Source organism: Roseibium sp. AWQ4_254, assembly GCF_056161025.1.
In genome coordinates, this window is the sequence record NZ_JBSWYH010000001.1 from 338,917 (window position 1) to 364,339 (window position 25,423).

Sequence of the window (25,423 nt, forward strand, 5' to 3'; positions counted from 1 at the left end):
GCGCTTGGTATAACGCGGTTGGTCTGTTCGTCTGACCTGTCCGGAACCATAAAGAGCCGGCTGCAGTCCGCAGGCCGGCTCTTTTGGAATCCTTGTCGGCGACGAGGTGATCTATTCGCTGCCTTCCGCGCGGGCTCTGAGGCCTTCTGCAATTGCCCGGTTTATATTGATCAGAGTACCGAGCTTGGTGCTGTCATCGGTTGTGATGATGGTGATCGTCTGCTTGAACACGAAGACCGCAAGTGATGCGATGTTGTTCTTGATGTCCTGCGGCAACTGGCTTTCTTCGCTGGTCGCCGAAGTGACCAGGATACTCCAGAGCTTGCGGTTATAAACGAGCGCCTCATCTTTTTCCGCGAGGTTCGACTCGTCCCACTCATCCTTGATTAGCTGCAGCCGGGCTGCGGCTTTCATCAGCAGATTCGCTTCCAGCTCTCTCGGCGATACCGCCACCTGGCTCGTTTTCTGGTAAGCTTGCGCTGCCTGCTTGTACATGACCGATCAGCGTCCCTTCATACTCGATGAGCTTGCGTGCTTCTTTCAGTGCTTTATAGAACGCGCCGGTTATTATGGCGTTACTAATCCTGGTAACATACGGGATCGTACTCGGCGCGGCCTTCACGATATCATTAACGAGAGTGAAGTAGTTTTCCTGAATTCTCTCTACGTCCGTGGACAGGTACATCAGCTGCACCGCCAGATAGACCTTCTTGGCAGGGGAATCTGCGGTCGCCGGTGTGAGAATGTCCTTTTCTCGCAGAATGGGTGCCTGGCCTTCGATAAAAAGACGTGTTCGCTGATTGTCATTGGTGATGACACTGTCGCCGATGATAATTCTCTCACCGGGTTTCAGCTCGACCTTGAGCGCCATTCTGTGACCTCCACGTTTAGGAACCGGCAGTGACCGATCATGATTTTAACCATGATCTTAGCCGATACCCTACTGAAATTCATCCTGGCTGTTATCCAAACAGGCTCAAGACGCTCTGATCCGCCTGGTTTGCCAGCGACAATGCGGTTGAGGAAAGCTGCTGCCGTGTCTGCAGGGCAAGCATGTTGGCGCCTTCCTCGTTCATGTCCGCAATCGTCAGCTCTCCGGCCCCCACTTCCAGGGTGTTGATCATGTTTTGGGTAAAATCCGTGCGCACTTCCACCGTGGACAGCGATGTGCCCATGGAGCGGGCTGCCGAGCGGAGCTCATCCAGCGCCGCGTTGATGGCCTGAAGCGTCCGGTCGATATCCGTGTCCGACTTGAACTCGGAGGCGGTGGCCGTCAGGCCCACCGTTCCGGAGGTGCTGCCGAGCGTCGTCCGGTTGAAGTCGGAATTGCTGCTGGAAATGTTGAAGGACACTTCCCCGATCAAGCTGATGCTGCCGCCGGAAACGGTCGCATCAAGGCCTTTCACATTGTCAATGAAGGTGACCAGATCGCTCACTGTTGTTTCAGCGTCGATTTCGATCGAGGCCGGTTCAAAACCGTTGCCATCAGTGATGGTGATCGTGTCGCCAGCCTGGAAGCCGCCCGAGGAGATCAGCGTGGCCGATGCGGTGAGGGCGGTCACCGTAAGGCTGGTTGTCCCGGTGCCCGACGCGCCGCCATTGGTCGCCGTGCCGCCCCCTGCGTTGTCCTTGGCGATCGAGATCGTGTTGTCACCGCCCGATGTGATCGAGATGGAATCGGTTGCCTCATCGAAGCTTGCGTGGACACCGGCCAGATTGTCGAGGGCATCCACATAGTCCTGAACCGTGGTGATATCCGTGCCGACGGTCAAGGTGGTGGTCCCGGAACTGTCGGTAATGGTGACCTGGTCGCCGTTTGACCAGGCGCCCAGATCCGCCAGGTTGGAGGAGGCCTGAAGGCCGGTCAGGGTGAGTGACGTGGAGCCGCCATTCAGGTTAAAGGATGCGGTACCGGTGCCGCCGGTGTTCAGATCATCGAGATTGAGGCCGTCATCCAGCGTCGTGTCCGTAAAGTCAACCGGATTTACTGTGAGATTGGAGGTGCTGTCTTCGTTGAAAATCACTTCCAGCTCATTGCCAGCCCCGGCCAGAAGGTTCTTGCCCTTATAGCTGGAATCGCGGGCCATATCCTCAATTTGTTCAAGAATATCATTGTATTGGGTTGCGTATTGCTTACGCTCATATTCGCTGGAGGTTTGCAGCGCCTGGTTCGCAATCGCCTTGGCGGATTCAACCAGTTTGGTGATCGAGGTAATCCCCTTGTCCGCCGCTTTGATGGTCTGAACCGCCTGTCCCATATTGTCCAGAAGGTTTGACAGATCGCTGGCCCGGTCATTCAGGGACTGGGCCGTAAAGAACGAGTTCGGGTTGTCGAGTGCTGTATTGACCTTGAGCCCTGTGGCCAGCCGGGTCTGGGTCACCGACTGAAGATCTGCCGTTTGCTTGAGCGACAGGAGATTGTCCCGGACGGCGCTGGAGAGAACAATATCAGACATCAGGCTTCACCGCTTTCCTATTCAGTACCCGCCATCGGAGCGCCGCAAATGGTTTCAAGATGTGGGCGCACCTTTGACGTAAATCTAAATGGAAAGTTAATCGGTCCTGCGAGAATTAACGCGATGTAAATAAAGGTTACCAAAAGGTTTCTGTTAAGTCATTGAAATTATTTAAAAAAATTTCGAGCAAATCGACTGTATTTCTCCCGGAAAACGAAAACGGCGAGCCAGTGGCCCGCCGTTTCTGGTTGTCAGCTTGTGAGTCGTGCGTCTGACTGATTCTTCTAGGCTTAGAAGAGGGATAGCACCGTCTGGTCCGCCTGCGACGCGAAGGACAGTGATGTGGACGCCAACTGCTGGCGTGTCTGAAGCGCCAGAAGGTTAGCCCCTTCTTCGTTCGTATCGGCCAAGGTCAACAGGCCCGCACCTTCCTGCAGAGTGTTGATCATCGTCTTGGTGTAGTCTTGACGGATTTCAACGGTGGACAGGTTGGTACCGAATTCAGAGGCCTGGGAGCGCAGGTTCCCCAGAGCGTTATTCAGCCGGTCAACCACCTTGTTAATGTCGGAGTCCGTTGCAAATCCGCTGTCCGACAGGGCGGAGAGGGTGACACCGGCCGTGTTGGCTGTGAAGCTGCTTGACGCAAAGTCAGCATTGTCACTGGTGAGCGACAGGTCGGTTTCACTGAGGATCGACAGCTGACCACTGGAAAAGGACGCGGTGACACCGTTGAAGTCGTTCACGAAGTCTTTCAGATCGTCAACTGTCGTGTCGTCCTCAATTTCAAGCGAGCCGAGTTCGAAGTTGTTTCCGTCCGTCAGGGTCAGCGTGTCCCCGACTGCAAAGGAACCGGAGTCGACCAGAACCTGGGTTGCTTGCGTAAAGGCTGTCGCGGCAACAGTACCGAAACCGGCGGCGCCTGCTGTCCCGGTGGTCAGTTTGAGGTCTTCATCACTGTAGACCGTCAGCTCTCCGGTGGTGTTGTCGAATTCGGCGCGGACGCCTGAAATGCCATTCAGATTGTCGACGAGGCTTTGCACCGTGTTGGTGCCGACACTCAGTGTGCCACCAGTAATCGCAGCAGCGGTTGCCTCGTTGTTGACGGACAAAATGGTGTTGCCCGCCGTGAACAGGCTGGAATCCGACAGCAGGGAGCTGGTGTTAAGGCCTGCACCGAGGGTGATGACCGTTTTGCCGCCCTGAAGGTCGAATGCGGTTGCACCGCCTTGCCCTTCGGCGAGATCCGACAGGTTGAGGCCGTTGGACAGGGTGGTGTCCGTATAGTCGACGGCTTCGATGGTCAGTTTGGAAGTGGCATCTTCGTTGAAGATTGTCGTTAGGTCGTTGCCATCACCGGCCAGAAGGTTCTTGCCCTTGTAGGAGCTGTCCTTGGCAACATCTTCAATCTGTTCCAGAAGATCGTTATATTGCTTGGCGAAGGTCTTGCGCTCGTACTGACTCTGGGTCTGCAGGGCCTGGTTGGCTTTAGCTTTGGCCGCTTCCACCAAATCGGTGATTGTCTGGATCCCTTTGTCGGCTGCCTTGATGGTCTGCAGGGACTGGCCCATGTCGTCCAGCAGGTTGCTGAGGTCACCTGCGCGGGAGTTCAGGCCGGAAGCCGTGAAGAAGGAATTCGGATTGTCTAGGGCCGAATTCACTTTCAGGCCGGTCGCCAGTTTGTTCTGGACACCGGACATCATGTCGGCTGTAGACTGAAGCGTGAGGAGGTTCTGCCGCACGGCAGCTGACAGGGTAATGTCCTGCATCGTAATATCCCTTTCCTGGGTCACATGTACTGCTGCTCGTCCTGAGCAGGTTGATTAGGATCATCTCCTGTTAACCCTAATCATTGGTTAATTGCATCGCATTTTAGGGTTAACGAGGTGTTAACGTGTTGATTTTTCGCGAGAAACAGCGAAAATCTGTGCGATTGCACTGAGCAGTGCGGGAGTGTGTTGGAAACGGGGAGGGGAGTTTTTTTGACGTGAGGTTACAAAAAAGGCGGGCCTGAGCCCGCCTTCTTCGATGCTTTGGAGTGTGTGGTGCGCTCTTTAGAAGAGCCGCAGCACGTTCTGGTCCGCCTGGGCTGCCAGGGACAGGGAGGTGGAGGCGAGGGACTGCTGGGTCTGCAGAGCCAGAAGGTTCGCGCCTTCCTCGTTGGTGTCCGCAAGGGTCAGCTTTCCGGCGCCTTCTTCCAGCGTGTTGATCAGGGACGTTGTGAAGTCCTGACGGTTTTCCACGATGGACAGGTTGGTACCGAATGTAGACGCCTGCGAACGCAAGGTGTCCTGGGCTGACTTCAGGTTGGTCAGCGTGCTTTCGATTGACGAGTCGGTTGCAAAGCTGGAATCCGTGCCGTTTGTGGTCAACGCAGCATTTGAGTTGAATGCCGTGTTGTCGGAACTGATCGACAGCTTGAAATCCGACGTGGTGGTCAGCGTGCCGCTGGACAGTGCAGCGCTGGCACCGTCAATGCCGTCAATGGCCGATTCCAGATCGGAAACCGTGGTGGTTGCCGTCACCTCAAGCGTGGCCAGCTCCGTGCCATTGGCATCGGTGAAGGTCAGGGTATCGCCTGCAGTGAATTCAGAATCAGCCGTCAGCAGGCTGCCAGCGGTCAGCGAGGTTGTCGCTGTGCCGTTGGTGAGCGTGATCGCGGAGGTGCCGGAGGTAGCTTCAGTCAGATCGGACAGGTTCAGACCGGTGGACAGGGTCGTGTCGGTATAGTCAACCGAAGAGATGGACAGGGATGAGCTGCCATCTTCGTTGAAGGTCACCGACAGGTCGTTGCCCGTGCCGCCGAGCAGGTTCTTGCCCTTATAGCCGGAATCCTTGGCGATATCTTCGATCTGCGTCAGCAGCTCGTTATATTCCTTTGCGTATTTGTTACGCTCGGACTGGCTGGAGCTCTGCTGGGCCTGGTTGGCCTTTGCCTTGGCGGCGTCAACGAGATCGGAGATGGCCTCAATCCCCTTGTCCGCTGCTTTCAGGGTCTGGACCGACTGGCCCATGTCATCAAGCAGGTTGGACAGGTCACTTGACCGGTTTTCCAGGCCCTTTGCTGTGAAGAAAGAATTCGGATTGTCGAGAGCCGAATTGACCTTCTTGCCCGTAGCAAGTTTTTCCTGCACGGAGCTCATCAACTGAGATGTGGACTGGAGAGCATTAAGGTTCGAGCGCACTGCGCTCGACAGAGTTACATCACCCATTTGAGTTTCCCTTCTAGGAATACGATTTACAAGGACCCTTCCTGGATCCGGGGATGATGAAACGGCTGAATCTGATAACAGGCCCTAAAGAAAGATGGTTAGCGTCATTTAACCTTAATGCTTTGTAACGAAAGGAAAAGCGGCAGACTAAGCTGCCGCTTTTCAGATTTTGTTCGGACCTTGCGATCCGCACTTGAGCTCTTAGAAGAGCCGCAGCACGTTCTGGTCCGCCTGGGCTGCCAGGGACAGGGAGGTGGAGGCGAGGGTCTGCTGGGTCTGCAGAGCCAGAAGGTTCGCGCCTTCCTCGTTGGTGTCCGCAAGGGTCAGCTTTCCGGCGCCTTCTTCCAGCGTGTTGATCAGGGCATTGGTGAAGTCCTGACGGTTTTCCACGATGGACAGGTTGGTCCCGAATGTGGACGCCTGCGAACGCAAGGTGTCCTGGGCTGACTTCAATGAGCTGATCGTGCTGTCGATTGACGAGTCGGTTGCAAAGCTTGAATCCGTGCCGTTTGTGGTCAACGCGGCATTTGAGTTGAATGCCGTGTTGTCGGAACTGATCGACAGCTTGAAATCCGACGTGGTGGTCAGCGTGCCGCTGGACAGTGCAGCGCTGGCACCGTCAATGCCATCAATGGCCGATTCCAGATCGGAAACCGTGGTGGTTGCCGTCACCTCAAGCGTGGCCAGCTCCGTGCCATTGGCATCGGTGAAGGTCAGGGTATCGCCTGCAGTGAACTCAGAATCAGCCGTCAGCAGGCTGCCAGCGGTCAGCGAGGTTGTCGCTGTGCCGTTGGTGAGTGTGATCGCGGAGGTGCCGGAAGTGGCTTCCGTAAGATCGGACAGGTTCAGACCGGTGGACAGGGTCGTGTCGGTATAGTCAACCGAAGAGATGGACAGAGAGGACGTGCCATCTTCGTTGAAGGTCACCGACAGGTCGTTGCCCGTTCCGCCGAGCAGGTTCTTGCCCTTATAGCCGGCGTCCTTGGCCAGATCCTCGATCTGCGTCAGCAGCTCGTTATATTCCTTGGCATACTGGTTGCGCTCGGACTGGCTGGAGGTTTGCTGGGCCTGGTTGGCCTTCGCTTTTGCAGAATCCACGAGATCGGAGATGGCCTCGATGCCCTTGTCCGCTGCTTTCAGGGTCTGGACCGACTGGCCCATGTCATCCAGCAGGGTCGACAGATCGCCCGCACGGTTCTCCAGGCCCTTGGCCGTAAAAAACGAGTTCGGATTGTCGAGAGCCGAATTGACCTTCTTGCCTGTCGAAAGCCGTTCCTGGACCGAGCTCATTAGCTCGGACGTGGCCTGTAGGGAGTTGAGGTTCGTGCGCACGGCGCTCGAAAGAGTAATTCCTGCCATTACAGAGTTCCTTCTGTTCTAAGACGCCATTCTTCCTGAATGACAGATGAACTCTGTCTCGTGACATTGTATTAACTGCTAATTTATTTGGTTATTACGACTTAACCTAAAGTACTTATGAATCAAGATCGTAAATATATTTGGTTAATTGGTTAATTTGTTTAAAATCAATGTTTTAAGTCGCCTTTTGCCGCAACTATAAATAAGCTTTCTTGCCGCATTTGCAACTAAAGCAGGGGGGTGGACCGGGTTCTTCGGGGTGGCTAACTTTAGGAAAAGTACGGTTGGGCGATGTGGTTGGTCAGGTGCGGTCCGTCGCGGGCCCCTGAATGTGGTGCATCAGGCAAAGCATGCGCTGGCGCAGGTCTGGTTTCCAGCCCTGTCCCGTTACAACTTCCTGTCTTTTTGCAAGGCGGCCGTTTGGGCTCTCAGCCTGGCCGGAAGGCTCAGCGGGCCCTTCTGCCGATGGGGCATGAGGTGAGGCTTGGGGGGGGCTACGGCCCTGAGCAAGAATGTCCTGCACTCGGGCAGGGCGCCGGCCTTTTGAGGGGAAGGGGCGGTATGGGAGGGCGCCGCTCGACCGCGGGATTGCGCCCGGGTTTTTGCAGGCACGGACCGCGTTCGCCCGGTTTCAGGCCGCTTTACCTTTTGCTGCCTGAAATCAGAGATTTCAACGCAAAAGACAAAGCAGTTTTAATCCGGAAAAACGCGACACGCTCCAAGCGTATCGCGCGACCTGGTCTGATTGACCGGATAGGCGGTGCAACGGCGTCCGTTGTCAGGAATTGGGGCACCGGAGGCCGCGCTCGGAGAGGCTCGCGACGTTGTCGCACGTCTGGCCCGAGACCCCGTATCGACCTGCGGCGCGCTTTTGGCCGAGGCCTCTCCAAGCGCGGTCAAATGGGTCGTGAGCAACTGCGCTTGGGTTTAGGCGGTCCGCTGGAAATTGGCGGTTGTGGTCTGGGCTGTCTGTGTCTCGATGGACTTGGTATAGGCCCGCAGGCGCCGCAAAGTCTCGCTCGGTACCTGCCGCACAACCTCACCGGTATCGGTGTTCGTTGCTGTATAGACAACGCTGTCGCTTTCAGGATCCACCACGTTGCGGCGTTCCAGTTGCGGAGCCACTGTTTCAAATAGCGACTTTGACTCGCGGCTGTTATTGGCCGCCCGCGTGTCTTCGCTTGTTTCCTCAGCCGGTTTGACTGTGTCTTCGACCGGCAAATCAGTATTCGCGGCGGGCTCGTTCTTTTCCGGGGCCCGCGCTACCGGCGTGATCGCCGTGTAGGTCGGCGATGGCGGCCGGGCAATTCCCGTATCCAACATCTCATCCTCCGGGGTACGCATTACAGTCCCGTATATTGTTGAATATAACGTAGGGGAATGAATCGTTTCTTAACGAAATGATTAGGATTTGATGTGTAGGCGCTTTTATTTTCAGATGATTCGCGCTGGCTGTCCCGAAGATAAAAAAGGCGCCTGAGCCGCTGCGGGGACAGCTCTGGACCATAACGGAAAAAGGCCCCTTCGAAAAGGAGCCGTTTTCTAGAAACTTACCGGGAAAGGGTCAGAGGGAATGGTTCACCGCGATACCGTGAGCTGAGTGCGGTCCGTTTGGTGCTGAGCCGGTGCGGCCATAGGTGGTTGGCGCATTGGCGTTCTTGGCGCCGGCGGCCTTCGCCACCGTTGAGACGAGGGAATTGGCCACATCCCGTGCCGTTGACAGGACGGCAAGATTGATCCTGAGGACCGGCTGGAACTCACCGTGCTGGCGGCGCAGGGACTGGGTGGCGGCTGGTGAGAGGTTGCCAAGCGCAACGGCATGTTCCTTCGCGGTCATCATGCCCTTGGTATATTCATGGATGAGCCGGGCCTTGTCTGGCTGCAGGTCTCCGGCTTCCTTCAGCCTTCCGGAGCGCACAAGATCTGTTTCCATCTCGATGACCGACAGAAGGGCCTCCATGGTTCCGGACAGGGCCGAGCAGAAGGCCTCGGCTTCCTGCTTGCTGGTGGGCCGGTCCAGGGAAAAGGGAAACGTGTGGGGGCTCGTCTGGGCGGTCATCTTGATCCCTCCTGCAGGGCGATCAGCTCCCGCTCGACACTGTCGGCGAGGCCAATACCACCTGCTTCAGAAATTGAATGGGCATATTCGTCGATCAGAAAGCTCTGCCAGGCGTCTGAGCCGGTGCCGCCGCCCCAGGTGCCGCCTTCCTGAAGGCCGGTGAACATGTTCTGCAGCATCGTGTTCAGGAACACGGCTTCAAACTCTTCTGCTGCGGCCCGCATGCTCGATTTGTCTGACGTGTTCACGCCGCGCAGCGAATCCATCGGATTGGGTTGGCTGGTGACCGGAGCAACAGCGTTGAGCATCACAGCACCTCGATTTCTGCTTGCAGTGCCCCTGCAGCCTTGATGGCCTGCAGGATGGAGATCATGTCGCGCGGGCCGATGCCCAGCGCATTCAGCCCGTCGACGAGCTGTTTCAGTGTGATCGTCTGCGGCACGATCGCAAGTTTGGAGCCGTCCTCGTTCACAGAAACTTCCGAACGCGGAACCACAACTGTCTCGCCATTGTCAGCAAAAGGCAGGGGCTGGGACACCTGGGGAGATTCTGCAATTGTCACGGTGAGATTGCCCTGGGCAATTGCGACCATGGAAACTTTTACTTCCTGGCCCATGACGATGATCCCGGAGTTTTCGTCGATGACGATTCGGGCGGCCAGATCCGGCTCGACAATCAGCTGTTCGATGTCGGTCAGGAGGTCGACGATGTTGCCGTCATACTGCTGGGGCAGGTCCAGCTGTACGGTGCCCGGATCCAGGGGCTCGGCGGTGGGCAGGCCGATCAGCTCGTTGATGGACAGGGCTACGCGCCGGGCCGTGGTCAGGTCCGGATTGCGCAGGGCCAGGCGCAAGGTGGTGAGGGAGGCCAGCTTGAAGTCCAGTTCCCGCTCGACCAGGCCGCCATTTGCGATCCGCCCGGCGGTGGGAACTCCGCGCACCACGGAGGCGGCGTCTGCCTGCGCGGAAAACCCGCCAATGGCAACGGAGCCCTGGGCAATGGAATAGACCTCTCCATCCGCGCCAACCAGCGGCGTGACCAGCAGCGTGCCGCCCTGCAGGGAATCGGCGTCGCCGAGTGCGCTGACATTCACATCAATGCGCGTGCCCTGGGTGGCAAAGGGTGGCAGGTTGGCGGTCACCATCACCGCGGCCACCGTGTTCGTGTTCAGCGAGATGTTGCGGGTGTTGACACCGAGCCGTTCCAGCATGGCCTGAAGGCTCTGCTGGGTGAAGGGCGTGTTGTTGAGGGAATCACCGGTGCCGTTCAGGCCGACCACAAGGCCGTAACCGATCAGCTGGTTTTCCCGGATGCCTTCGAAATCGGCGATGTCCTTGATGCGGGAGGCCGCCTGGGCGCTTGTCAGCCCGCCCCCCAGCGCAACGGTGGCCAGGACCGCAAGACGGCACAGCCCTGCCAGCCAAGAAGTATGAACATCACTCATGTGTCGCATCGCCTGTTCCAGCCCAGTTTTTCGAACCGGCCATGCGCCGGCTCAAGAGAATGCAGCATGCAGAATGCGAGAGGCGTGCCAGTTTGGTGAGGCGCAGCCGTCTTTTTTTAAAAATGGCAGCATTCGGCCGAAAAACCCGTAAACTTGCAGCTTGGCGCCGGGAAGATGAGGATTTAAGTTAATGAAACCTTTTTCCGGAGCGGCAAATATTGCCTGCCCTGCAAGGACTCATTTACCCTTCGGGGCAATTTCTGACAACGGGCGGCGCAGTTCGGCAAAAACTCCGGCAAGACCCAACGATGTCGGGCAAGGTGGAACAAGACATGCGCATTACAGGCAACAAACCGATTACCGGCGTTCAGGGCAGCAAGGGCGGTAAGAAGCGGGTGTCCTCCGGCTCCCAGGAATTTGCACCGGATCTCGGGGGCGACGTATCTCACTCGGCTCAAACCGCAGGCGGACCCTCCATTCAGGGGATGGACGCTCTGCTGGCGCTGCAGGAAGTTGATGAGCGGGAGGCCCGCCGCACCAAGGCGGCCCGGCACGGCCATACGCTGCTGGATTCTCTGGAGAGCATCCGGGCGGACCTGCTGGCCGGGGTGGTATCTGAGGACCGGCTGGAGGCCTTGGCCCGGCAGGTGGAGAACCGCCAGAGCAGTGGCGATGAGCGGGTTGATTCGGTGCTCGAAGAGATTGAATTGCGCGTGAAGGTGGAGCTTGCGAAGCTTGGGCGTTTCGTGGATCCGTGATTGCCGCAAATTGCGGAAAATCGCAGTAAAACGACCCCAATCTTACGCAACGAATTGAAAGATATGACGTTTCTTTAATGCTGTTTTTCAGAAATGAACCGTTGTCGGCTGGCGGAACCGGCTATATATTGCGCCCGGCCAAACGGTAATCCGGAGCTATCGATGACGGTTGAAATTGAGTCTGACTATCGACCCTCGGAAGACGAGCCGTTCATGAATGACAGGCAGCGTGAATATTTCCGAAACAAGCTGCTTGCGTGGAAAGACGACATTCTGAAGGAGAGCAAGGAAACGCTCACCAACCTTCAGGAAGAAAGCCAGAACCATCCTGATTTTGCCGACCGCGCGTCCTCTGAGACGGACCGCTCGATTGAGCTGCGGGCACGGGACCGCCAGCGCAAGTTGATCTCGAAGATCGATGACGCTCTGGAGCGGATTGCAGATGGGAGTTATGGCTATTGCGAAGAGACTGGCGAGCCGATCTCGCTCAGGCGTCTGGAAGCCAGACCGATCGCCACCTTGTCGATCGAGGCCCAGGAAGCCCATGAACGCCGCGAAAAGGTGTATCGCGACGACTGATTTCCAAAAAACGGCTGGCGTGCCCGCCCGGGGCGTCCGAGAACTTTTTCAGCCTTCCCGCCCGGGAAGGCTTTTTTCTTGGTCCGGGCGGGGGGGACAGGTGGCAGGTGGCGTCCGGCTGCTCCGGGGAGGAACCGGGCAACCTCAATTGCCGATTTTCTCGGCCATGACCGAAATGGTCTGCACGTAGACGCTGGCCTTGTTCCATTCCTTCAGAACCCGGTAATTCGCGGTTCCGGGCCCCCAGGGCTGACCGCTGCGCCAGCCTTTTTTCTGCAGGTAGTTTGCCGTGGATGCCAGGACATCGGGGATGGAGCGGATCAGATCCCGGCGGCCGTCCCGGTCGAAGTCGACGGCGTATTTGACATAGGACGAGGCCAGAAACTGGGTCTGGCCGATTTCACCGGCCCAGGCGCCGCGCATGTCAGCCGGGGCCATGTCGCGCCGCTGCACGATGATCAGCGCATTGATCAGCTCATTGGTGAAAAATGCGGACCGGCGGCAATCATAGGCAAGGGTGGCGAGGGACTGGAGGACCGGCATGTTGCCGGTATAGCCGCCAAAATTGGTTTCAAGGCCCCAGATGGCCAGAATGACCGGTGCCGGAACACCATATTTCCGCTCGATCCGGCTGAAGAGCCGTCGGTAGGTCTGGCCGAGCCTTTGCCCCTTGCGGATCATCGCTGTATTGACCCGCTTTGCATAAAATTGCTTGAAGCTCAGTTTGAAGGATTTCTGATTCCGGTCGAGGCGGACAACCTTGGAATTGTAGGTCACGTTCTGAAGCGCGTTGCGGACCGTACGGGTCTTGAGCTTGTACCGGGGCGCGCTTTCGACAAAGGCCTGTTTCCAGGCTTGGAACCCGTCCGGCCCGTTGCCGCAGCTGGCTGCTGCGGCGGGTCCGGCCGAGACAAGACATAAGCAAATGGCGGATGCAAGCAGACGGCGCATGAAACCTCCGGGCAAGGGGCAAATTTGATCCGGGGCTCAGTTTAGTCCGAAATTCCGCAACGGCATATCTTCTTTGCAAATCGGCTGATCACAAAAGAGAACGGGCACGGCACTCGGGGAGCGAGATGCCGTGCCCGTCATCAGCCGCTGCAGGAAAAGCTTCTAGAACACTTGGCCTGCAGCTGGCCGGGGGACTGAAAAAGAGACGCGGTCAGAAGGGCAGGAGAATGTCCATCACCTGATTGCCAACGCGCGGTTGTTGAACCGTGGTGATCTGGCCGCGGCCGCCATAGCCGATGCGCGCTTCTGCGATCTGCTCGCTGGCAATGCGGTTGTTGGCGGTGATGTCCTCAGGCCGCACGATCCCGGCGACGATCAGCTCGCGGATTTCGAAATTCACCCGGACTTCCTGCCGCCCTTCGATAACCAGATTGCCGTTGGGCAGTACCTGGGTCACGACGGCCGCGATGGTGGTCTGCAGGTTTTCTTCCCGGTCAACCTTGCCTTCGCCCTGGAAGCTGGAATTGCTGTTGACGCTGCCAAGATCGCTGGCGGCCATGCCTGCGGGCATGAAGATCGTGTCGATAGCCGTGCCAACCGCACCGCCGACGCCAGCGCCGCTTGATTCTGTGCGGCTGCGCTCTGTGCTGTTGTCGAACTGGGCTTCATCATCGATGGTGACCACAACCGTCAGGATGTCACCCACCTGGCTGGCCCGCTGGTCCTTGAAGAAGGCGCGGCTGCCCGACTGCCAGAGGGAGTTCGGATTGTAATGCGCCTGTTGCGGTTCCGGCATGGGCATTTGCACGGGCCGGTATCCCGGTGTGGTGGTCGGGTCCTGGATGGCATTGAGGGCGGGCTGCTTGCCCACTTGGGCGAGCTGGTCAGCCGTGCCGCAGCCTGCGGCCAGAGCCGCCAGGGTCAGGCTGGTCAGCACTTTGCTTGTAAGAGAAAACGGCATCAGTTGGTCTCGCTGTTCAGGCTGGCGACAAGGGGGCTTGCGGTGTGAACGCGTACTCGACCGCGGGAGACGACAGTTGCCGGCACAACGCGCCGGGATTGCAGGTTCATCACGTCGATCACGTCGCCTTTGGCGCCGCTGTCAAGCGCCTTGGCCCGCGAGGTGAGCTTCAGGCCCGGCATGTCGAATGTGACGGTGACCTTGTCCCCACGGCTGATAAGAACCGGACGCTGAAAGGTTCTGCGGGAGAGGGGGGAATTGGAGCGGATATTCGTGGTCGCTTCCTTGCCGACAATCTCCTGCGCGCGGGTGACGGCGCTTGAGGGGACACGGGCCCTGGCCATGCGGATCGTGGTCAGGTCGTCTTCCCGCAGAATGTCTCCTCGGCGCAGGGGCTGAGCGAGGGCGAGCACTTCCGTCATTTCCTGGGCGATGCCGGTCAAAGTGAGCTGCCGGGTGCCTGTCTCAACGGCCACCGTGGCCCGGAGAACAAAATTGCCGCTGGCGTCGGACCAGTCGACGGAGGTGACCCGTATGGGCTCCTCAACGCTCGGATCTGCGAGCACCCGGTCCGGGGCTTGCAGCAATTTGATGTCAAGGTTCTCCGGCTGAAGGCCTGCGTGGCGTTCTACCAGAGCCTTGCGTACAAGCCCGGCCAGCTGGTCGCGTTCGAATTTGGCAGCGCCCCGGTGGACAACGACGGTTCTGAGACCGTCGGTTCCTGCGCTGTCCAGGCCCGCCGCCCGGGCGCGCTCGGCAACAAGGCTGGCGGGCACATTGCCAGAGGTGCCCATGTCCGGTGAGCGGAACAGCGGTTTGGCCGCAAATGCGCCTGAATTGGAATAGAAGTCGCCAACGGTGACAATGTCCGACAGGGTCATGACCTGTGAGCGCAGTACCGGCGGATCTCCAGCGGCTGCCGGGCTGCCGGCCAGGGCCAACAAGGCCAGGCCGAGGGCGGATTTCAGAAAAGTCTTCATCATTTCAAGCCCCCTGATCAGCGCAGGTTGGTCGTGGTGGAATACATCTCATCGGCGGCCTGGATGATCTGCGAATTCATTTCATAGGCGCGTTGGGCGGCAATCAGATCGGAGATCTCGGTCACCGCATCGACGTTGGACATCTCCAGGAAATACTGCTGGACGCTGCCGAAGCCGTTGTCATCCGGATTGCCGGTCTCGGCGGCCCCGCTGGCGTCGGTTTCCAGGAAGAGGTTGTCGCCGATGGCTTCAAGGCCGGCCTTGTTCACGAACCGCGCAAGTTGAACCTGGCCAAGTTCCTGTGTGGCGCCCGTGTCGTCCACGCCCTGAACCGTGCCGTCATTGGCGACCGTCAGATCCTGAATGTTTTCCGGAATGGTGATGCCCGGATTGACCGGATAGCCATCGACGGTCACCAGCTGGCCATCCGCGTCCCGCTCGAACGAGCCGTCCCTTGTATAGCCTGTGCGTCCGTCCGGCAGGTCGATCTGGAAAAAGCCTTCGCCGCGAATGGCCATATCCAGAGGATCGTCCGTCTGCTCCAGCGAACCCTGGGACATGATCCGGGTCGTGGAGGCCAGTTTCACACCGGAGCCGATCTGAACACCGGTCGGCACGATCGTGCCCGCATCGGAGGTTTCCGTACCCATGCGGCGCAGGTTCTGATAAAGCAGATCCTGAAAATCCGCCCGCTGTTTCTTGAATCCCGTCGTGCGCATATTGGCAACGTTGTTCGAGATGACTTCAACGTTAATTTCCTGCGCCTTCATGCCGGTCGCGGCGATCTGGAGTGCTTTCATGGTCTTGGTTCCCTAAAGCCGTCAGGTCTTGATCTGTCCGAGTGTGGCGATGGCCTGCTGGCGCAGTTCATTGGCATCCTTCAGCATCTTCGACACGGATTCGTATGATCTTGTGATTTCAATCAGGCGCGTGACTTCAAAGACGCCATCCACGTTGGACTGTTCCAGAGCGCCCTGAACGACTTTGGTATTGGCCGGGACAAGGGGGTTCTCACCGGTAAAGGCCGTCTCCCCCAGTTTCTGGAGGGCCTGCGGATCTTCGAAACTGGCAATGCGCACCTGGCCGCGAATGCCGAGATCTGTGGCGATGGTGCCATCAGACGCGATCTGGATCTGGCCATCTTCCCGGCTGAAGGTCAGCGGACCGGCAGATGTGAGGACCGGCCGTCCTTCAGAGGTGACCAGCTGGCCATTGGCGTCCAGATGAAAGGCGCCGTTGCGGGTATAGGCCTCGGTGCCGTCATCCATCTGGACGACGAAGAAGCCTTCTCCTTCAAGGGCCATGTCCAGCTCGTTGCCGGTCATCTTGAAGCTGCCATTTTCAAAGTCGGTATGCGTCTGATAGTCCAGCACATAGGACAGGGTCCGGTCTTGTGCCTCAAACTCGGTCGCTTCGGCGACCGGCATCAGATATTCCTCAAACAGCAGGTTCTGCGACTTGAAGCCAGCCGTGTTGATGTTCGCCATGTTGTTGGCGACGACATCCAGCTGATTCCGCAGGGCGGTCTGCCGTGACAAGCCAATAAGCTGTGCGTTCTCCATATGAACGGTTCCTTTTGCTCCCCGATGAGCCGTCCGGTCTCCCCAGACCTGCGGGCTCGGTTATGGTTAATGCACGGGGCATGCCAGTTTTTAAATCCTTGGGAAATCTGGGTAAAAACGAAAGGGGGAGGATGCGCGCGGCAAGAGATTCCGGCAGAAGTTAACCACTTGGCAATTTTTGCCCGGTGACTCGCGTTAATGGGGCGGTAACCATTCGTTAACCATTAACTCTTTAGTAATAAATAACGCGCGCGGGCGTTGTTTTAATGCGGAGTGCGGAATGGCTGATGAAAGCACTGCTGCCGGTGATGAAGCCGAAGAAGGGGCTGATGGCGCCGCAGGAGGCGGAAAGAAAAAGCTGTTTCTGTTTGGTGGGATCGGACTTGTTGTCCTGCTCGCCGCAGGCGGGGCTGCTTATTATTTCCTGATGGGCTCGGACGCTCCGATGCCTGCGCTGGGAGATGGTGAGGCGCCGGCCGAGGTTCAAAAGCCGGTCGTTTTTTACGACCTGCCGGAAATGACCGTCAATCTGGCCACGGAAGGGCGGACAACCTATCTGAAGGTACGCATCGCCCTGGAGGTTGAGAACCGGGCAATGATCGATCAGATCCAGCCGTTCCTGCCGCGTATCCTGGATGCGTTCCAGATCTATTTGCGAGAGTTGCGCCCTGCGGACCTGGAAGGGTCTGCCGGTTTGTTCCGCCTGAAGGAAGAATTGCTCAGACGGATCAACATGTCGGTCTATCCGGCTAAGGTAGAAGGGGTTCTGTTCAAGGAAATCCTTGTGCAGTGACATGATGCATGGCTGACGTCGACGACGATGATCTGTCCGAAGAGGACATGGCCGACGCCTGGGGAGCTGCCCTGGCTGAGCAAGGCGCTGGGGACGAAGATGACGACCTGGCCGCGGCCTGGGGGGCTGCCCTAGAAGAGCAGGGGGCGGGAAGCTCCGACGATATGGCTGCGCAATGGGCGGCCATGATCGATGACAGTGAGCCCGACCTTGAAAACGCGACCCGTGGGGCCGACCGTGTCCTGAACCAGGAGGAAATTGACAACCTCCTCGGCTTCAACATCGAGGATACGATTGCCGGTGACCAGAGCGGGATCCGGGCGCTGATCAATTCGGCGATGGTTTCCTATGAGCGTCTGCCGATGCTCGAAATCGTCTTCGACCGGCTGGTGCGCCTGACCACGACGTCCTTGCGCAACTTCACCTCTGACAATGTGGAGGTGTCGCTGGATTCCATCAGCTCCGTGCGTTTTGGAGATTATCTGAATTCCATTCCGCTGCCGGCCATCCTGGGGGTGTTCAAGGCAGAAGAATGGGACGGTTTCGGTCTGATTACCGTTGAATCCAGTCTGATTTATTCCATCATCGACGTTCTTCTGGGCGGCGGGCGTGGTATCTCGGCCGTGCGTGTTGAAGGGCGTCCTTATACGACCATTGAAACCGGCCTTGTCCAGCAGATGGTTTCGCTCATCCTGCAGGACGCCGAACAGGCCTTTGCACCGCTGTCGCCGGTTCATTTCAATCTGGAACGCCTGGAGACGAACCCGCGCTTTGCCGCGATTTCCCGTCCGGCCAATGCGGCGATCCTGGTGGAATTGCGCATCGACATGGAAGACCGGGGCGGCTCGGTCGAGATCATGATGCCCTATGCAACCCTGGAGCCGATCCGCGATCTGCTGCTTCAGATGTTCATGGGGGAAAAATTCGGCCGGGATCCGATCTGGGAAGGTCACCTTGCCAGTGAAATCCATGCGGCCGAGGTCGCGGTCGACGCGGTTCTGCATGAGACCTATCTGCCGCTCAGCCGAGTGCTGAGCCTTGATGTCGGCCAGACCCTGGTCTTCGACGTTGATCCGGCCGATCCGGTGACCATCAAATGCGGGAACGTCCCACTGACCGAGGGGACCCTCGGCAAGGTGGAGGATTCCATTGCAATCCGCGTTGCAAAGAACTTGCGCAAACCCAAGATGACACTGGCCGCGTTTGAGCGTGCCATGCAAAACGAAATGGAGCAGCCATGAGCACTTTGCCAATCGGGATGATCATTGAAGCCTTGGTTTCGGTGCTGTTGCTGATCACGATCGGGTATTGCTGGATGCTGAACCGGCGGCTGCAACGGCTGCGGGCCGATGAAGAAGTGCTGCGGGCAACGATCTCTGAATTGATGACAGCAACGGAAATTGCCGAACGGGCGATTCTGGGCCTGAAAACCACCGCGTCGGAAGCGGACAAGGTTTTGGGTGGCCGTCTTAAGCAAGCGGAAACCATGTCGCACACTCTGGCTGATCAGATCGGCGAAGGTGATAAAATCTTTACCAGGATTTCCCAGATTGCAGAGGCTGCGCGGTCCGTGTCCCAGCATCCGGAACCGGCTCCGCGCAGCGATCCATATGCTGTCAGGCCTCAGGCCGAACAACCGGCTTATGCGCGCCCGTCAGGTCAATATGCTCCGGCCGCTCCGCAACAGGCTGAACGGCAACAGGCCGCACCGCAGGCGCCGTCCTATGAACAGGCTCCTGTTTATGAGCCGGAGCGCAAGCGCACCAGCCGGGCCGCGGATATCCGCAGTGCGGCGGCAGAGGCGACAGCACGGCTTGAGCAATTCCGCAGACGAAACGGTGCTGCTGCATGAATTTGAGACTGCTGCCATTGTTGGGAATTTCGGCAAGCGCCTTGCTTGCCCTTAAGCTGCTCGGCCTCGCTATAGGCCCCAACCACAGCGCGCTTCCTATCAAGGGCGCAGTCGCCCAGGAAGCTGCCGGGGACGCGACAGCGCCAGCAGGTGAAGAAATTACGGCAGACCTTCCCGACATGGCGGCTTCCAAAGATGGTGCGCAGGACGGAAAGGAGGCTGACAGTGAGCCTCCGGTCCTGCCGTCCTCTTTGGAAATCGGCGGATCGGCTGCGGAGCGCGCCGTTCTGGAAAGCCTCGGCAAGCGGCGGGAGACCCTGCAGCAGCAGGAAGGTCAGCTGGATCTCAGGGAAAAGCTGCTTAAGGCGACCGAGGAGCGCATCGAAAAGCGTGTTGATGAGCTGAAAAAGCTCGAGCAGCGGATCGAAGAAGCGGTCGACAAGAAGAAGAAACAGGAAGAGCAGGAAGTGGCTGGGCTCGTGACCATGTATGAGACCATGAAGCCAAAGGATGCGGCCCGCATCTTCAACCGGTTGAGCCTGCCGATCCTGCTCAAGGTGGTACGCCAGATGAAACCCCGGAAGATGGCTGCCATTCTGGCGAAAATGTCTCCGGAGACGGCAGAACGGCTGACGGTCGCGATTGCCAGCAGCGACAAGGATGGCGCGTCCGCGGGCCGTCCTGTCCAGGCGCGGGCGCCGGCGCAGCAAAACTTACCGAAAATCCCGTCAAACTAGGCGGTTTGGTCCGGTTTTAAAGGCATATGTAAGGGCGCGTTAAGGACACTTATCTTAAAATAGAGTGTTGGCGCCATCTAAGGACAGATCGACTTGCAGGCATCCGGCCCGAGACTGAGACCAAGCTGTATGACCGCCCGCGCCTGCCGCGTGTGGGGGGCTTGGATCTTTCTGGTCCGGGCCCTGGTTCTGTGCGCGTTTCTGGCTCCGTGTCTGCCCCCTCAGGCATCTGCCCAGACGCTGGAGCCGGTGGACCTGCAAGTGTCGCCTGAAGAGGGCTACGGCCGCCTCGTCTTGACCTTCAAGGACCGCACTTTGCTGCCGGTCTATGATGCGGTGATCACCGGCGGTGTTTTGAGGATTTCCTTCGAGGAACCAGTCGATATCAATGTCGATGACGTACCGCTGGAACTGGGAGACTATGTCACGATTGCCCGGCGGGACCCGGATGGCAGCGCCATCCGCTTCGCGCTGAAAAACCAGTTTCAGATCAACACGCTTGAAGCGGGTGAAAAGCTGTTTGTCGATATTCTGCCGATGAACTGGCAAGGGCTGCCGCCGGGGCTTCCCGATGATGTGGTGCGCGATCTGGCCAAACGGGCCGAGGCGGCGATGCGCAAGGTGCGGGCGCTGGAACAGGCGCGCCTGAAGGCCCAGGAAGGCCCGGAAGTGACCTTGCATGTGGGCGAGCATCCAACCTTCACCCGGCTCGTGTTCGACTGGTCGATCAAATTCGATACGGCCTTCGTGCGGGAAAACGACATCATCAAGCTGACCTTCAATCACCCGGCCCAGCTGGATATCTCCCATTTGCGGGCGCATTTGCCCCAGGGGGTGATTGATGCGACTTCCTTCCTGGACAAGGGCAAGCTGAAATTCCTGATGCGTGTCGAGCCGTCGGTCGATATCCGTGCTTTCCGGGAGGAAAAGACCTATGTGATCGATGTGACGCCGGAAAATATGGAAGTCAATGACCCGGCCAATGCGCTGATCAACAAGGAACTCTCCGTTGCGGACAACGAGAACCGCAAGAACATGATCACTGCCCCGGGCCTGAGGGACACCCGTGAGGTCGAAGACCCGAGGGGGCTGCCGCCGGTGCCGAGCGGCCGGTCCTCTTCCGGCGTTCTGAAGGAATCCCGGGCCGACGAATCTGCCGCGTTTACCGCAGTTCCGATCGGTGGGATGGCCGAAAAAGACAGCACGCGGGCGCCGGACCCGGCTGAAGGGGCTGGCCTTGTGCCGGAACAGGCACCCGGTCAGGCCGCCCAGCAGGTGCCGCGGCTGGCCCCGCAACAGAACCCGTCCGGGACAACAGCTCAAACCGCAGAGCTTGCCCCGGAAAATGGGGTGCAGCAGCCCGTTCAGCCTCAGAACCTGGAGCAGGCAGTGCCTGAGGCGGAGCCGGAGTTAGCGGGCACAAGGGCAGGCAGTGAGGCGGCCATGACACCGCGCCGCAAGCCACCGCGGCAGGCTCAGGGTCCACCGGAGCCGGAACCGGTCAATCTGGCCGAAGCTGCGGCCGGAGAACCTTTCCCGGAAGACCCTGTCACACCAGGACAGACTGATCTGGAACAGACCGCTTCGGCGGTCGAAACGCTTCCGGCTCCTGAAGTGGCGGAGGTAGCTGAGGCGCCGCAGGCGGCGGCGCTGGTCCCGTCGGAGCGGCAAGCAGATCAGCTTCTGACCGCCGCTGTGCCCCAGACCGGGGCTGAGGCCGAGGCAGAGCCTGTGGCTGCGCGGGCCGCGCCACACCAGGAAACGCCGCCCGTCACCACCGTTGCGCAGGCTGATCCCGGCGCCATGCCTTTGACCGAGCTGCCCCCTGAAGAGAAAGAAGTGGTCCGGCAGGCTCCGATGCTGGACCTATCAAAGCAGACGTCTGCGTCCCCTGTGGCTTCCAGGGGCGAGAAGGCAGGGCGTGCAACTGACGGCATTCCGACGCTGACCCCTCAGACCGCCTCAAGTCTTGAGGCCCCGCAAACCGGTGCGCAGGCGGGGCAGCCGGTCCGGGTCGACGAGACCCCGTCCCTGGGCGGAAGCAGTGTTCCTGCGGCCATTCAGCTTCCCAAGCGGCCAGAAACGGATGTGCCGGAAGTGTGGCGGGCCACAGGCGGGGCCGACTTTGGCAGGAGGCCGTCCCCGGAGCAGCCGCCGGACAACTTCGCCGATGAAGTCCGCAATTTTGTGTCTGCGGAAGCGCGCCGGATCGGCAAGACCGTCCGGGTCGTTTTTCCCTTCTCCGAGCCGGTTTCCAGCGCGGTCTTTCGCCGCAACAACAGTATCTGGCTGGTGTTTGATACGGATGCCACGATCGATACCCGGGGCATGATCTCGGCGCTGGCTGAAATGTCCGATCATATTGATGTCCAACAATTCGATGACTACCAGATCCTGCGGATCGACATGAATGACCCGTTGCTGGCGACTGTCGGGGTGGACGGCAATGCCTGGTCACTGGTCATCGGGGATATGGTTCTGGAGCCATCGGTGCCGCTCAGTCTGGAGCGCAATATCCGGGGCGATGGCGAATCTGTTTTGCGCGTCTACTACAAGGCCCCCCAGAATATCCGCAAGATCGAGGACCCGTTTGTCGGAGACACCATCTCTCTGGTGACCGGTTTCGGACCGCCCCGTGGGTTGTTGAAGTCCCAGAATTTCGTGGATCTCGAAGCGCTGAGCTCTGCTCAGGGCATTGCCATTGTGCCGCGGGCCGATGGGGTCAATATGCAGATCCTCGGCAATGACGTCATCATTGAAAAGGATGGCGGGCTTGCCGTTTCGAACCAGCATTTGAGGGGCGGAACCGGTGCTTTCAACACTATCGTTGACCCGGACGAAGGTAAGCTTGAATTCGTGTCCCTGAAAGCGGAAGGGCCGGAAGCTTTCCGCTCCCGGCTGATGGAATTGCAGGACAAGCTTGCGCGGGCGCCGGCCGGCAAAAGGCGCAATGCCCTGATCGATCTGGCCCGGTTTTATCTGGCGCAGCAATTTGCGCAGGAGGCACTCGGCTGGATGAATCTGGCTATGGAAGAAGAGCCGGCGCTGGCGGAAGATCCCTCGTTTAATCTGATGGTGGGGGCGGCCCACACCCTGGCAGGGCGCCCGGAAGAGGCTTACAAGTTCCTCAACCGCCCTGATTTGAAACACAGTCCGGATTCGGCGATCTGGCAGACCATTGTGGATGTTGCTCTTGGCAACTGGACCCCGGCCCGGATCGCTATGCCGCGCGGGCGTGCCGTAATTGGCAACTATCCCTCTGCGATCCAGACAGAATTCAGACTGGCGGCGGCCAAGGCGCTAGTGGAGGTGAATGATTTCGGTGCCGCGAATGGAGTTCTTGCAGAGATCGAGCCAAGCGAAGTGACCAAAGCGCAGGCGGCCCGCTACGATATTCTGCGGGGCCGGGTGGCCGATGCCTCCGGCCGGTCCCAGGAAGCCCTGACCGTGTTTGATCTGGTAACCCGGTCCGATGACCGGCCGCGGGCGGCCGAGGCCGAGTATCGTGCCTTACGCATCCGCTACCGGGACGGCGAGTTGAACATAGATCAGGCCATCGACCGGCTGGCGGGTCTTGCCACCGCATGGCGCGGCGACGAGATCGAATTGAAGACCTTACGCTTCCTGGCGCAGCTTTATGCGGAAAAAGGCCAGTACCGGCAGGCCTTTGAGGCGATGAAATCTGCGGTTCAAGCTGATCCTGAGTCCGATACGACCCGTTTGTTGCAGGAGGAGATGAACGGCTTGTTCAATTCCCTGTTCCTATACGGCAAAGCCGATGACATGCCGCCGATCAAGGCCCTGTCCCTTTTTTACGATTTCCGCGAACTGACGCCAATTGGGCGCCAGGGCGACGAGATGGTACGGCTCCTGGCCAAGCGCCTGGTGGAGGTCGATCTTCTGGATCAGGCAACGGAATTGCTGCGCCATCAGGTCGACAATCGGCTCAAAGGGGCTGCTCGTGCCCAGATCGCCGCCGATCTTGCCGCAATCTATCTGATGGACCGGAAACCGGATGAAGCCCTCCGGGTGCTGAACCGGACCCGTCAGGCGAGCCTGCCGTCCACATTGGAGCGGCAGCGCAATATTGTTGAAGCGCGGGCGCTGACAGAAAGTGGCCGGCCGGATCTGGCGCTGGAACTGGTGCGCAACATGCGGGGGTCTGATGTGGACCGGCTGCGGGCCGATACTTTCTGGGCCGCTGAAAGCTGGAGGGATGCGGGCGAGCAGCTTGAAGCCATGCATGGGTCGCGCTGGTCCGACAATATTCCGCTGGATGAGCTTGAACGCCGGGACATCCTGCGCTCCGGGATTGCCTATTCGCTTGCCGGCGATCAGCTCAGCCTGAAGCGGCTGCAAACGAAATACCTGAACAAGATGTCCAACAGTCCCGAAGCCCTGGCCTTTGAGGTGGTCACACGTCCGATTGAATCCCAGGGTGTGGAATTCCTGGAAGTTGCCAACCGGCTGGCGGATACGGACAGTCTGGAAACTTTCCTTAAGGAATACCGGCGCCAGTACATGTCTCCTAACCGGACATCGGAGAATCAGGCTGCCGACGATCAGGCCGTGGCTGCCCCAGCGGACGGTGCACCTGCCGGGTAGAGCACATCGCTTTTCAGCGGCTTTGCCTTTCGCGGCCTGACAGCAGAGATTTCGCCGGGTCCACCACATTGTGTTTGCGGAATTGTGGCGGCCAGACGCAGCGGGCTTTCAGGAAGTCCCGGTAGGTCTTGTCGTCAAAACCGGTTTGCAGCACTAGCCGCATGATGGCGCCATCGGCGTCTGATCTCAGGGTGTCGGCCACAACGTCATCGGCCTGATTGATCTTCCGGGCAATCAGCCAGATGGCGGCGTCGACGCGGGCATCTTCGAACAGCTTGCGCAAGATGGCGTCAAAGGACACTTCACCATTGGCAATTTGAATGCTGGCTTCGTGGCGGGAGTAGTGAACCCCGTCGAGTTCGATATCGCCGTCCCTTTCCAAATCGCCAATGGCCGACGATTGCACGCGATTTGGGCTATCCGCCGCCGAAACTCTTGACCAAGGACCCAGCCACCAGGTTCCAACCATCCACAAGCACAAAAAAGATCAATTTGAAGGGCAGCGAAATCACCACGGGAGGCAGCATCATCATACCCATAGACATCAGAACCGAGGCGATGACCAGGTCGATGATCAGAAACGGCAGATAAAGCAGAAAGCCGATCTCGAAGGCCCGGCGCAATTCGGAGATCATGAAGGCAGGGATCAGTGTCGCCATGGACAGGTCTTCCGGTCCTTCGGGGGCGTCCTCACCGGACAGCTCCTGAAACAGCGCCAGATCCTTTTCCCGCACCTGGGAGAGCATGAATGTGCGGAAGGGGGCGGAGGCCTGTTCATAGGCCTGATCGAACTCGATATCGCCGTCGATCAGCGGCTGCACGCCGGCATCATATGACTCCTGAAGGGTCGGCATCATGATGAAGGCGGACAGGAACAGGGCGAGGCTGATCATCACCATATTGGGCGGCGCCGTCTGCAGGCCGATGGCCGAGCGCAGCAGGGACAGCACCACGACGATCCGCGTGAAGCTGGTCACCATGACCAGGATGGATGGGGCCAGCGACAGCACCGTCAAAAGGATGACAAGCTGGACCGCCCGTTCCGTCAGGCTGGCATCTTCACCAAAGCCAACGGAGATTTCCTGTGCAGAGGCAGCGCCTGCCATAACCGTGAGCAC

Annotated in this window: 24 protein-coding genes; 7 read left to right on the forward strand and 17 right to left on the reverse strand. The window is 58.7% G+C overall.

Annotated elements, in window-relative coordinates:
• Positions 1-111: 111 nt before the first annotated feature.
• From flaF to ACXAIC_RS01535, 10 genes are all read right to left on the reverse strand, one after another.
• Entirely contained in the window at positions 112-495 is a 384-nt protein-coding gene (gene flaF, locus ACXAIC_RS01490; protein ID WP_475172829.1) for a flagellar biosynthesis regulator FlaF, read from the reverse strand.
• Positions 377-871, reverse strand: a complete 495-nt coding sequence (flbT, locus tag ACXAIC_RS01495) for a flagellar biosynthesis repressor FlbT (RefSeq protein WP_475172831.1) — start codon at positions 869-871, stop codon at positions 377-379. The genes flaF and flbT overlap by 119 nt, the downstream gene beginning before the upstream one ends.
• A gap of 91 nt (positions 872-962) precedes the next feature.
• A complete protein-coding gene (locus ACXAIC_RS01500) occupies positions 963-2,456 on the reverse strand; it encodes a flagellin N-terminal helical domain-containing protein (protein ID WP_475172833.1) in 1,494 nt (497 codons plus the stop codon).
• Positions 2,457-2,746: 290 nt separating this feature from the next.
• Positions 2,747-4,222: a flagellin N-terminal helical domain-containing protein gene (locus ACXAIC_RS01505; protein ID WP_475172835.1), complete on the reverse strand. Its 1,476-nt coding sequence runs from the start codon at positions 4,220-4,222 to the stop codon at positions 2,747-2,749.
• Positions 4,223-4,507: 285 nt separating this feature from the next.
• A complete protein-coding gene (locus ACXAIC_RS01510; RefSeq protein ID WP_475172836.1) occupies positions 4,508-5,665 on the reverse strand; it encodes a flagellin N-terminal helical domain-containing protein in 1,158 nt (385 codons plus the stop codon).
• 201 nt (positions 5,666-5,866) lie between these two features.
• The gene (locus ACXAIC_RS01515; protein ID WP_475172838.1) at positions 5,867-7,024 is read right to left on the reverse strand and encodes a flagellin N-terminal helical domain-containing protein; all 1,158 of its coding nucleotides are present in this window, start codon (positions 7,022-7,024) and stop codon (positions 5,867-5,869) included.
• 927 nt (positions 7,025-7,951) lie between these two features.
• The gene (locus tag ACXAIC_RS01520) at positions 7,952-8,347 is read right to left on the reverse strand and encodes a flagellar protein FlaG (protein WP_475172840.1); all 396 of its coding nucleotides are present in this window, start codon (positions 8,345-8,347) and stop codon (positions 7,952-7,954) included.
• Positions 8,348-8,588: 241 nt separating this feature from the next.
• Positions 8,589-9,083, reverse strand: coding sequence for a flagellar protein FlgN (locus ACXAIC_RS01525; RefSeq protein ID WP_475172843.1), 495 nt, complete (start codon positions 9,081-9,083; stop codon positions 8,589-8,591).
• On the reverse strand, positions 9,080-9,391 hold the full coding sequence (locus ACXAIC_RS01530; RefSeq protein ID WP_475172845.1) for a rod-binding protein: 312 nt from the start codon (positions 9,389-9,391) through the stop codon (positions 9,080-9,082). The genes ACXAIC_RS01525 and ACXAIC_RS01530 overlap by 4 nt, the downstream gene beginning before the upstream one ends.
• The gene (locus ACXAIC_RS01535) at positions 9,391-10,527 is read right to left on the reverse strand and encodes a flagellar basal body P-ring protein FlgI (RefSeq protein ID WP_475172848.1); all 1,137 of its coding nucleotides are present in this window, start codon (positions 10,525-10,527) and stop codon (positions 9,391-9,393) included. Before ACXAIC_RS01535 ends, ACXAIC_RS01530 begins: the two co-directional genes overlap by 1 nt.
• Positions 10,528-10,859: 332 nt before the next feature.
• Between ACXAIC_RS01535 and ACXAIC_RS01540 the strand changes: the two genes are divergently transcribed.
• On the forward strand, positions 10,860-11,285 hold the full coding sequence (locus ACXAIC_RS01540) for a flagellar assembly protein FliX (RefSeq protein ID WP_475172851.1): 426 nt from the start codon (positions 10,860-10,862) through the stop codon (positions 11,283-11,285).
• Positions 11,286-11,447: 162 nt separating this feature from the next.
• Positions 11,448-11,864, forward strand: a complete 417-nt coding sequence (dksA, locus tag ACXAIC_RS01545) for an RNA polymerase-binding protein DksA (protein WP_475172853.1) — start codon at positions 11,448-11,450, stop codon at positions 11,862-11,864.
• 144 nt (positions 11,865-12,008) lie between these two features.
• On the opposite strand, the gene ACXAIC_RS01550 is transcribed toward dksA, so the two are convergent.
• The 5 genes from ACXAIC_RS01550 to flgF all read right to left on the reverse strand — a co-directional run bounded on the left by ACXAIC_RS01550 (position 12,009) and on the right by flgF (position 16,318).
• On the reverse strand, positions 12,009-12,815 hold the full coding sequence (locus ACXAIC_RS01550) for a lytic murein transglycosylase (protein WP_475172855.1): 807 nt from the start codon (positions 12,813-12,815) through the stop codon (positions 12,009-12,011).
• Positions 12,816-13,026: 211 nt separating this feature from the next.
• Positions 13,027-13,776, reverse strand: a complete 750-nt coding sequence (flgH, locus tag ACXAIC_RS01555) for a flagellar basal body L-ring protein FlgH (RefSeq protein ID WP_475172858.1) — start codon at positions 13,774-13,776, stop codon at positions 13,027-13,029.
• The gene (gene flgA, locus ACXAIC_RS01560) at positions 13,776-14,759 is read right to left on the reverse strand and encodes a flagellar basal body P-ring formation chaperone FlgA (RefSeq protein ID WP_475172864.1); all 984 of its coding nucleotides are present in this window, start codon (positions 14,757-14,759) and stop codon (positions 13,776-13,778) included. Before flgA ends, flgH begins: the two co-directional genes overlap by 1 nt.
• A 14-nt stretch (positions 14,760-14,773) precedes the next feature.
• Complete coding sequence (flgG, locus tag ACXAIC_RS01565) at positions 14,774-15,556, reverse strand: flagellar basal-body rod protein FlgG (RefSeq protein ID WP_475172865.1); 783 nt, start codon at positions 15,554-15,556, stop codon at positions 14,774-14,776.
• A 21-nt stretch (positions 15,557-15,577) separates the two neighbouring features.
• On the reverse strand, positions 15,578-16,318 hold the full coding sequence (flgF, locus tag ACXAIC_RS01570) for a flagellar basal-body rod protein FlgF (RefSeq protein WP_475172868.1): 741 nt from the start codon (positions 16,316-16,318) through the stop codon (positions 15,578-15,580).
• A 280-nt stretch (positions 16,319-16,598) separates the two neighbouring features.
• Between flgF and ACXAIC_RS01575 the strand changes: the two genes are divergently transcribed.
• From ACXAIC_RS01575 to ACXAIC_RS01595, 5 genes are all read left to right on the forward strand, one after another.
• Positions 16,599-17,111: a flagellar basal body-associated FliL family protein gene (locus ACXAIC_RS01575; RefSeq protein ID WP_475172870.1), complete on the forward strand. Its 513-nt coding sequence runs from the start codon at positions 16,599-16,601 to the stop codon at positions 17,109-17,111.
• A gap of 8 nt (positions 17,112-17,119) precedes the next feature.
• Positions 17,120-18,352, forward strand: coding sequence for a flagellar motor switch protein FliM (gene fliM, locus ACXAIC_RS01580; RefSeq protein WP_475172872.1), 1,233 nt, complete (start codon positions 17,120-17,122; stop codon positions 18,350-18,352).
• Positions 18,349-18,963, forward strand: coding sequence for a DUF6468 domain-containing protein (locus ACXAIC_RS01585; RefSeq protein WP_475172875.1), 615 nt, complete (start codon positions 18,349-18,351; stop codon positions 18,961-18,963). The genes fliM and ACXAIC_RS01585 overlap by 4 nt, the downstream gene beginning before the upstream one ends.
• Positions 18,960-19,700: a MotE family protein gene (locus tag ACXAIC_RS01590; RefSeq protein ID WP_475172878.1), complete on the forward strand. Its 741-nt coding sequence runs from the start codon at positions 18,960-18,962 to the stop codon at positions 19,698-19,700. Before ACXAIC_RS01585 ends, ACXAIC_RS01590 begins: the two co-directional genes overlap by 4 nt.
• Before the next feature lie 129 nt (positions 19,701-19,829).
• Entirely contained in the window at positions 19,830-24,305 is a 4,476-nt protein-coding gene (locus ACXAIC_RS01595; protein ID WP_475172880.1) for a tetratricopeptide repeat protein, read from the forward strand.
• Positions 24,306-24,318: 13 nt separating this feature from the next.
• Here the strand turns inward: ACXAIC_RS01595 and ACXAIC_RS01600 are convergent, their stop codons facing one another.
• Together ACXAIC_RS01600 and fliP are read right to left on the reverse strand one after the other, a co-directional pair.
• Positions 24,319-24,711 carry a hypothetical protein gene (locus ACXAIC_RS01600; protein WP_475172882.1) on the reverse strand — a complete coding sequence of 131 codons (393 nt, stop codon included), beginning with the start codon at positions 24,709-24,711 and terminating at the stop codon, positions 24,319-24,321.
• A gap of 10 nt (positions 24,712-24,721) precedes the next feature.
• Positions 24,722-25,411, reverse strand: coding sequence for a flagellar type III secretion system pore protein FliP (gene fliP, locus ACXAIC_RS01605; RefSeq protein WP_475173011.1), 690 nt, complete (start codon positions 25,409-25,411; stop codon positions 24,722-24,724).
• Positions 25,412-25,423: the final 12 nt, after the last annotated feature.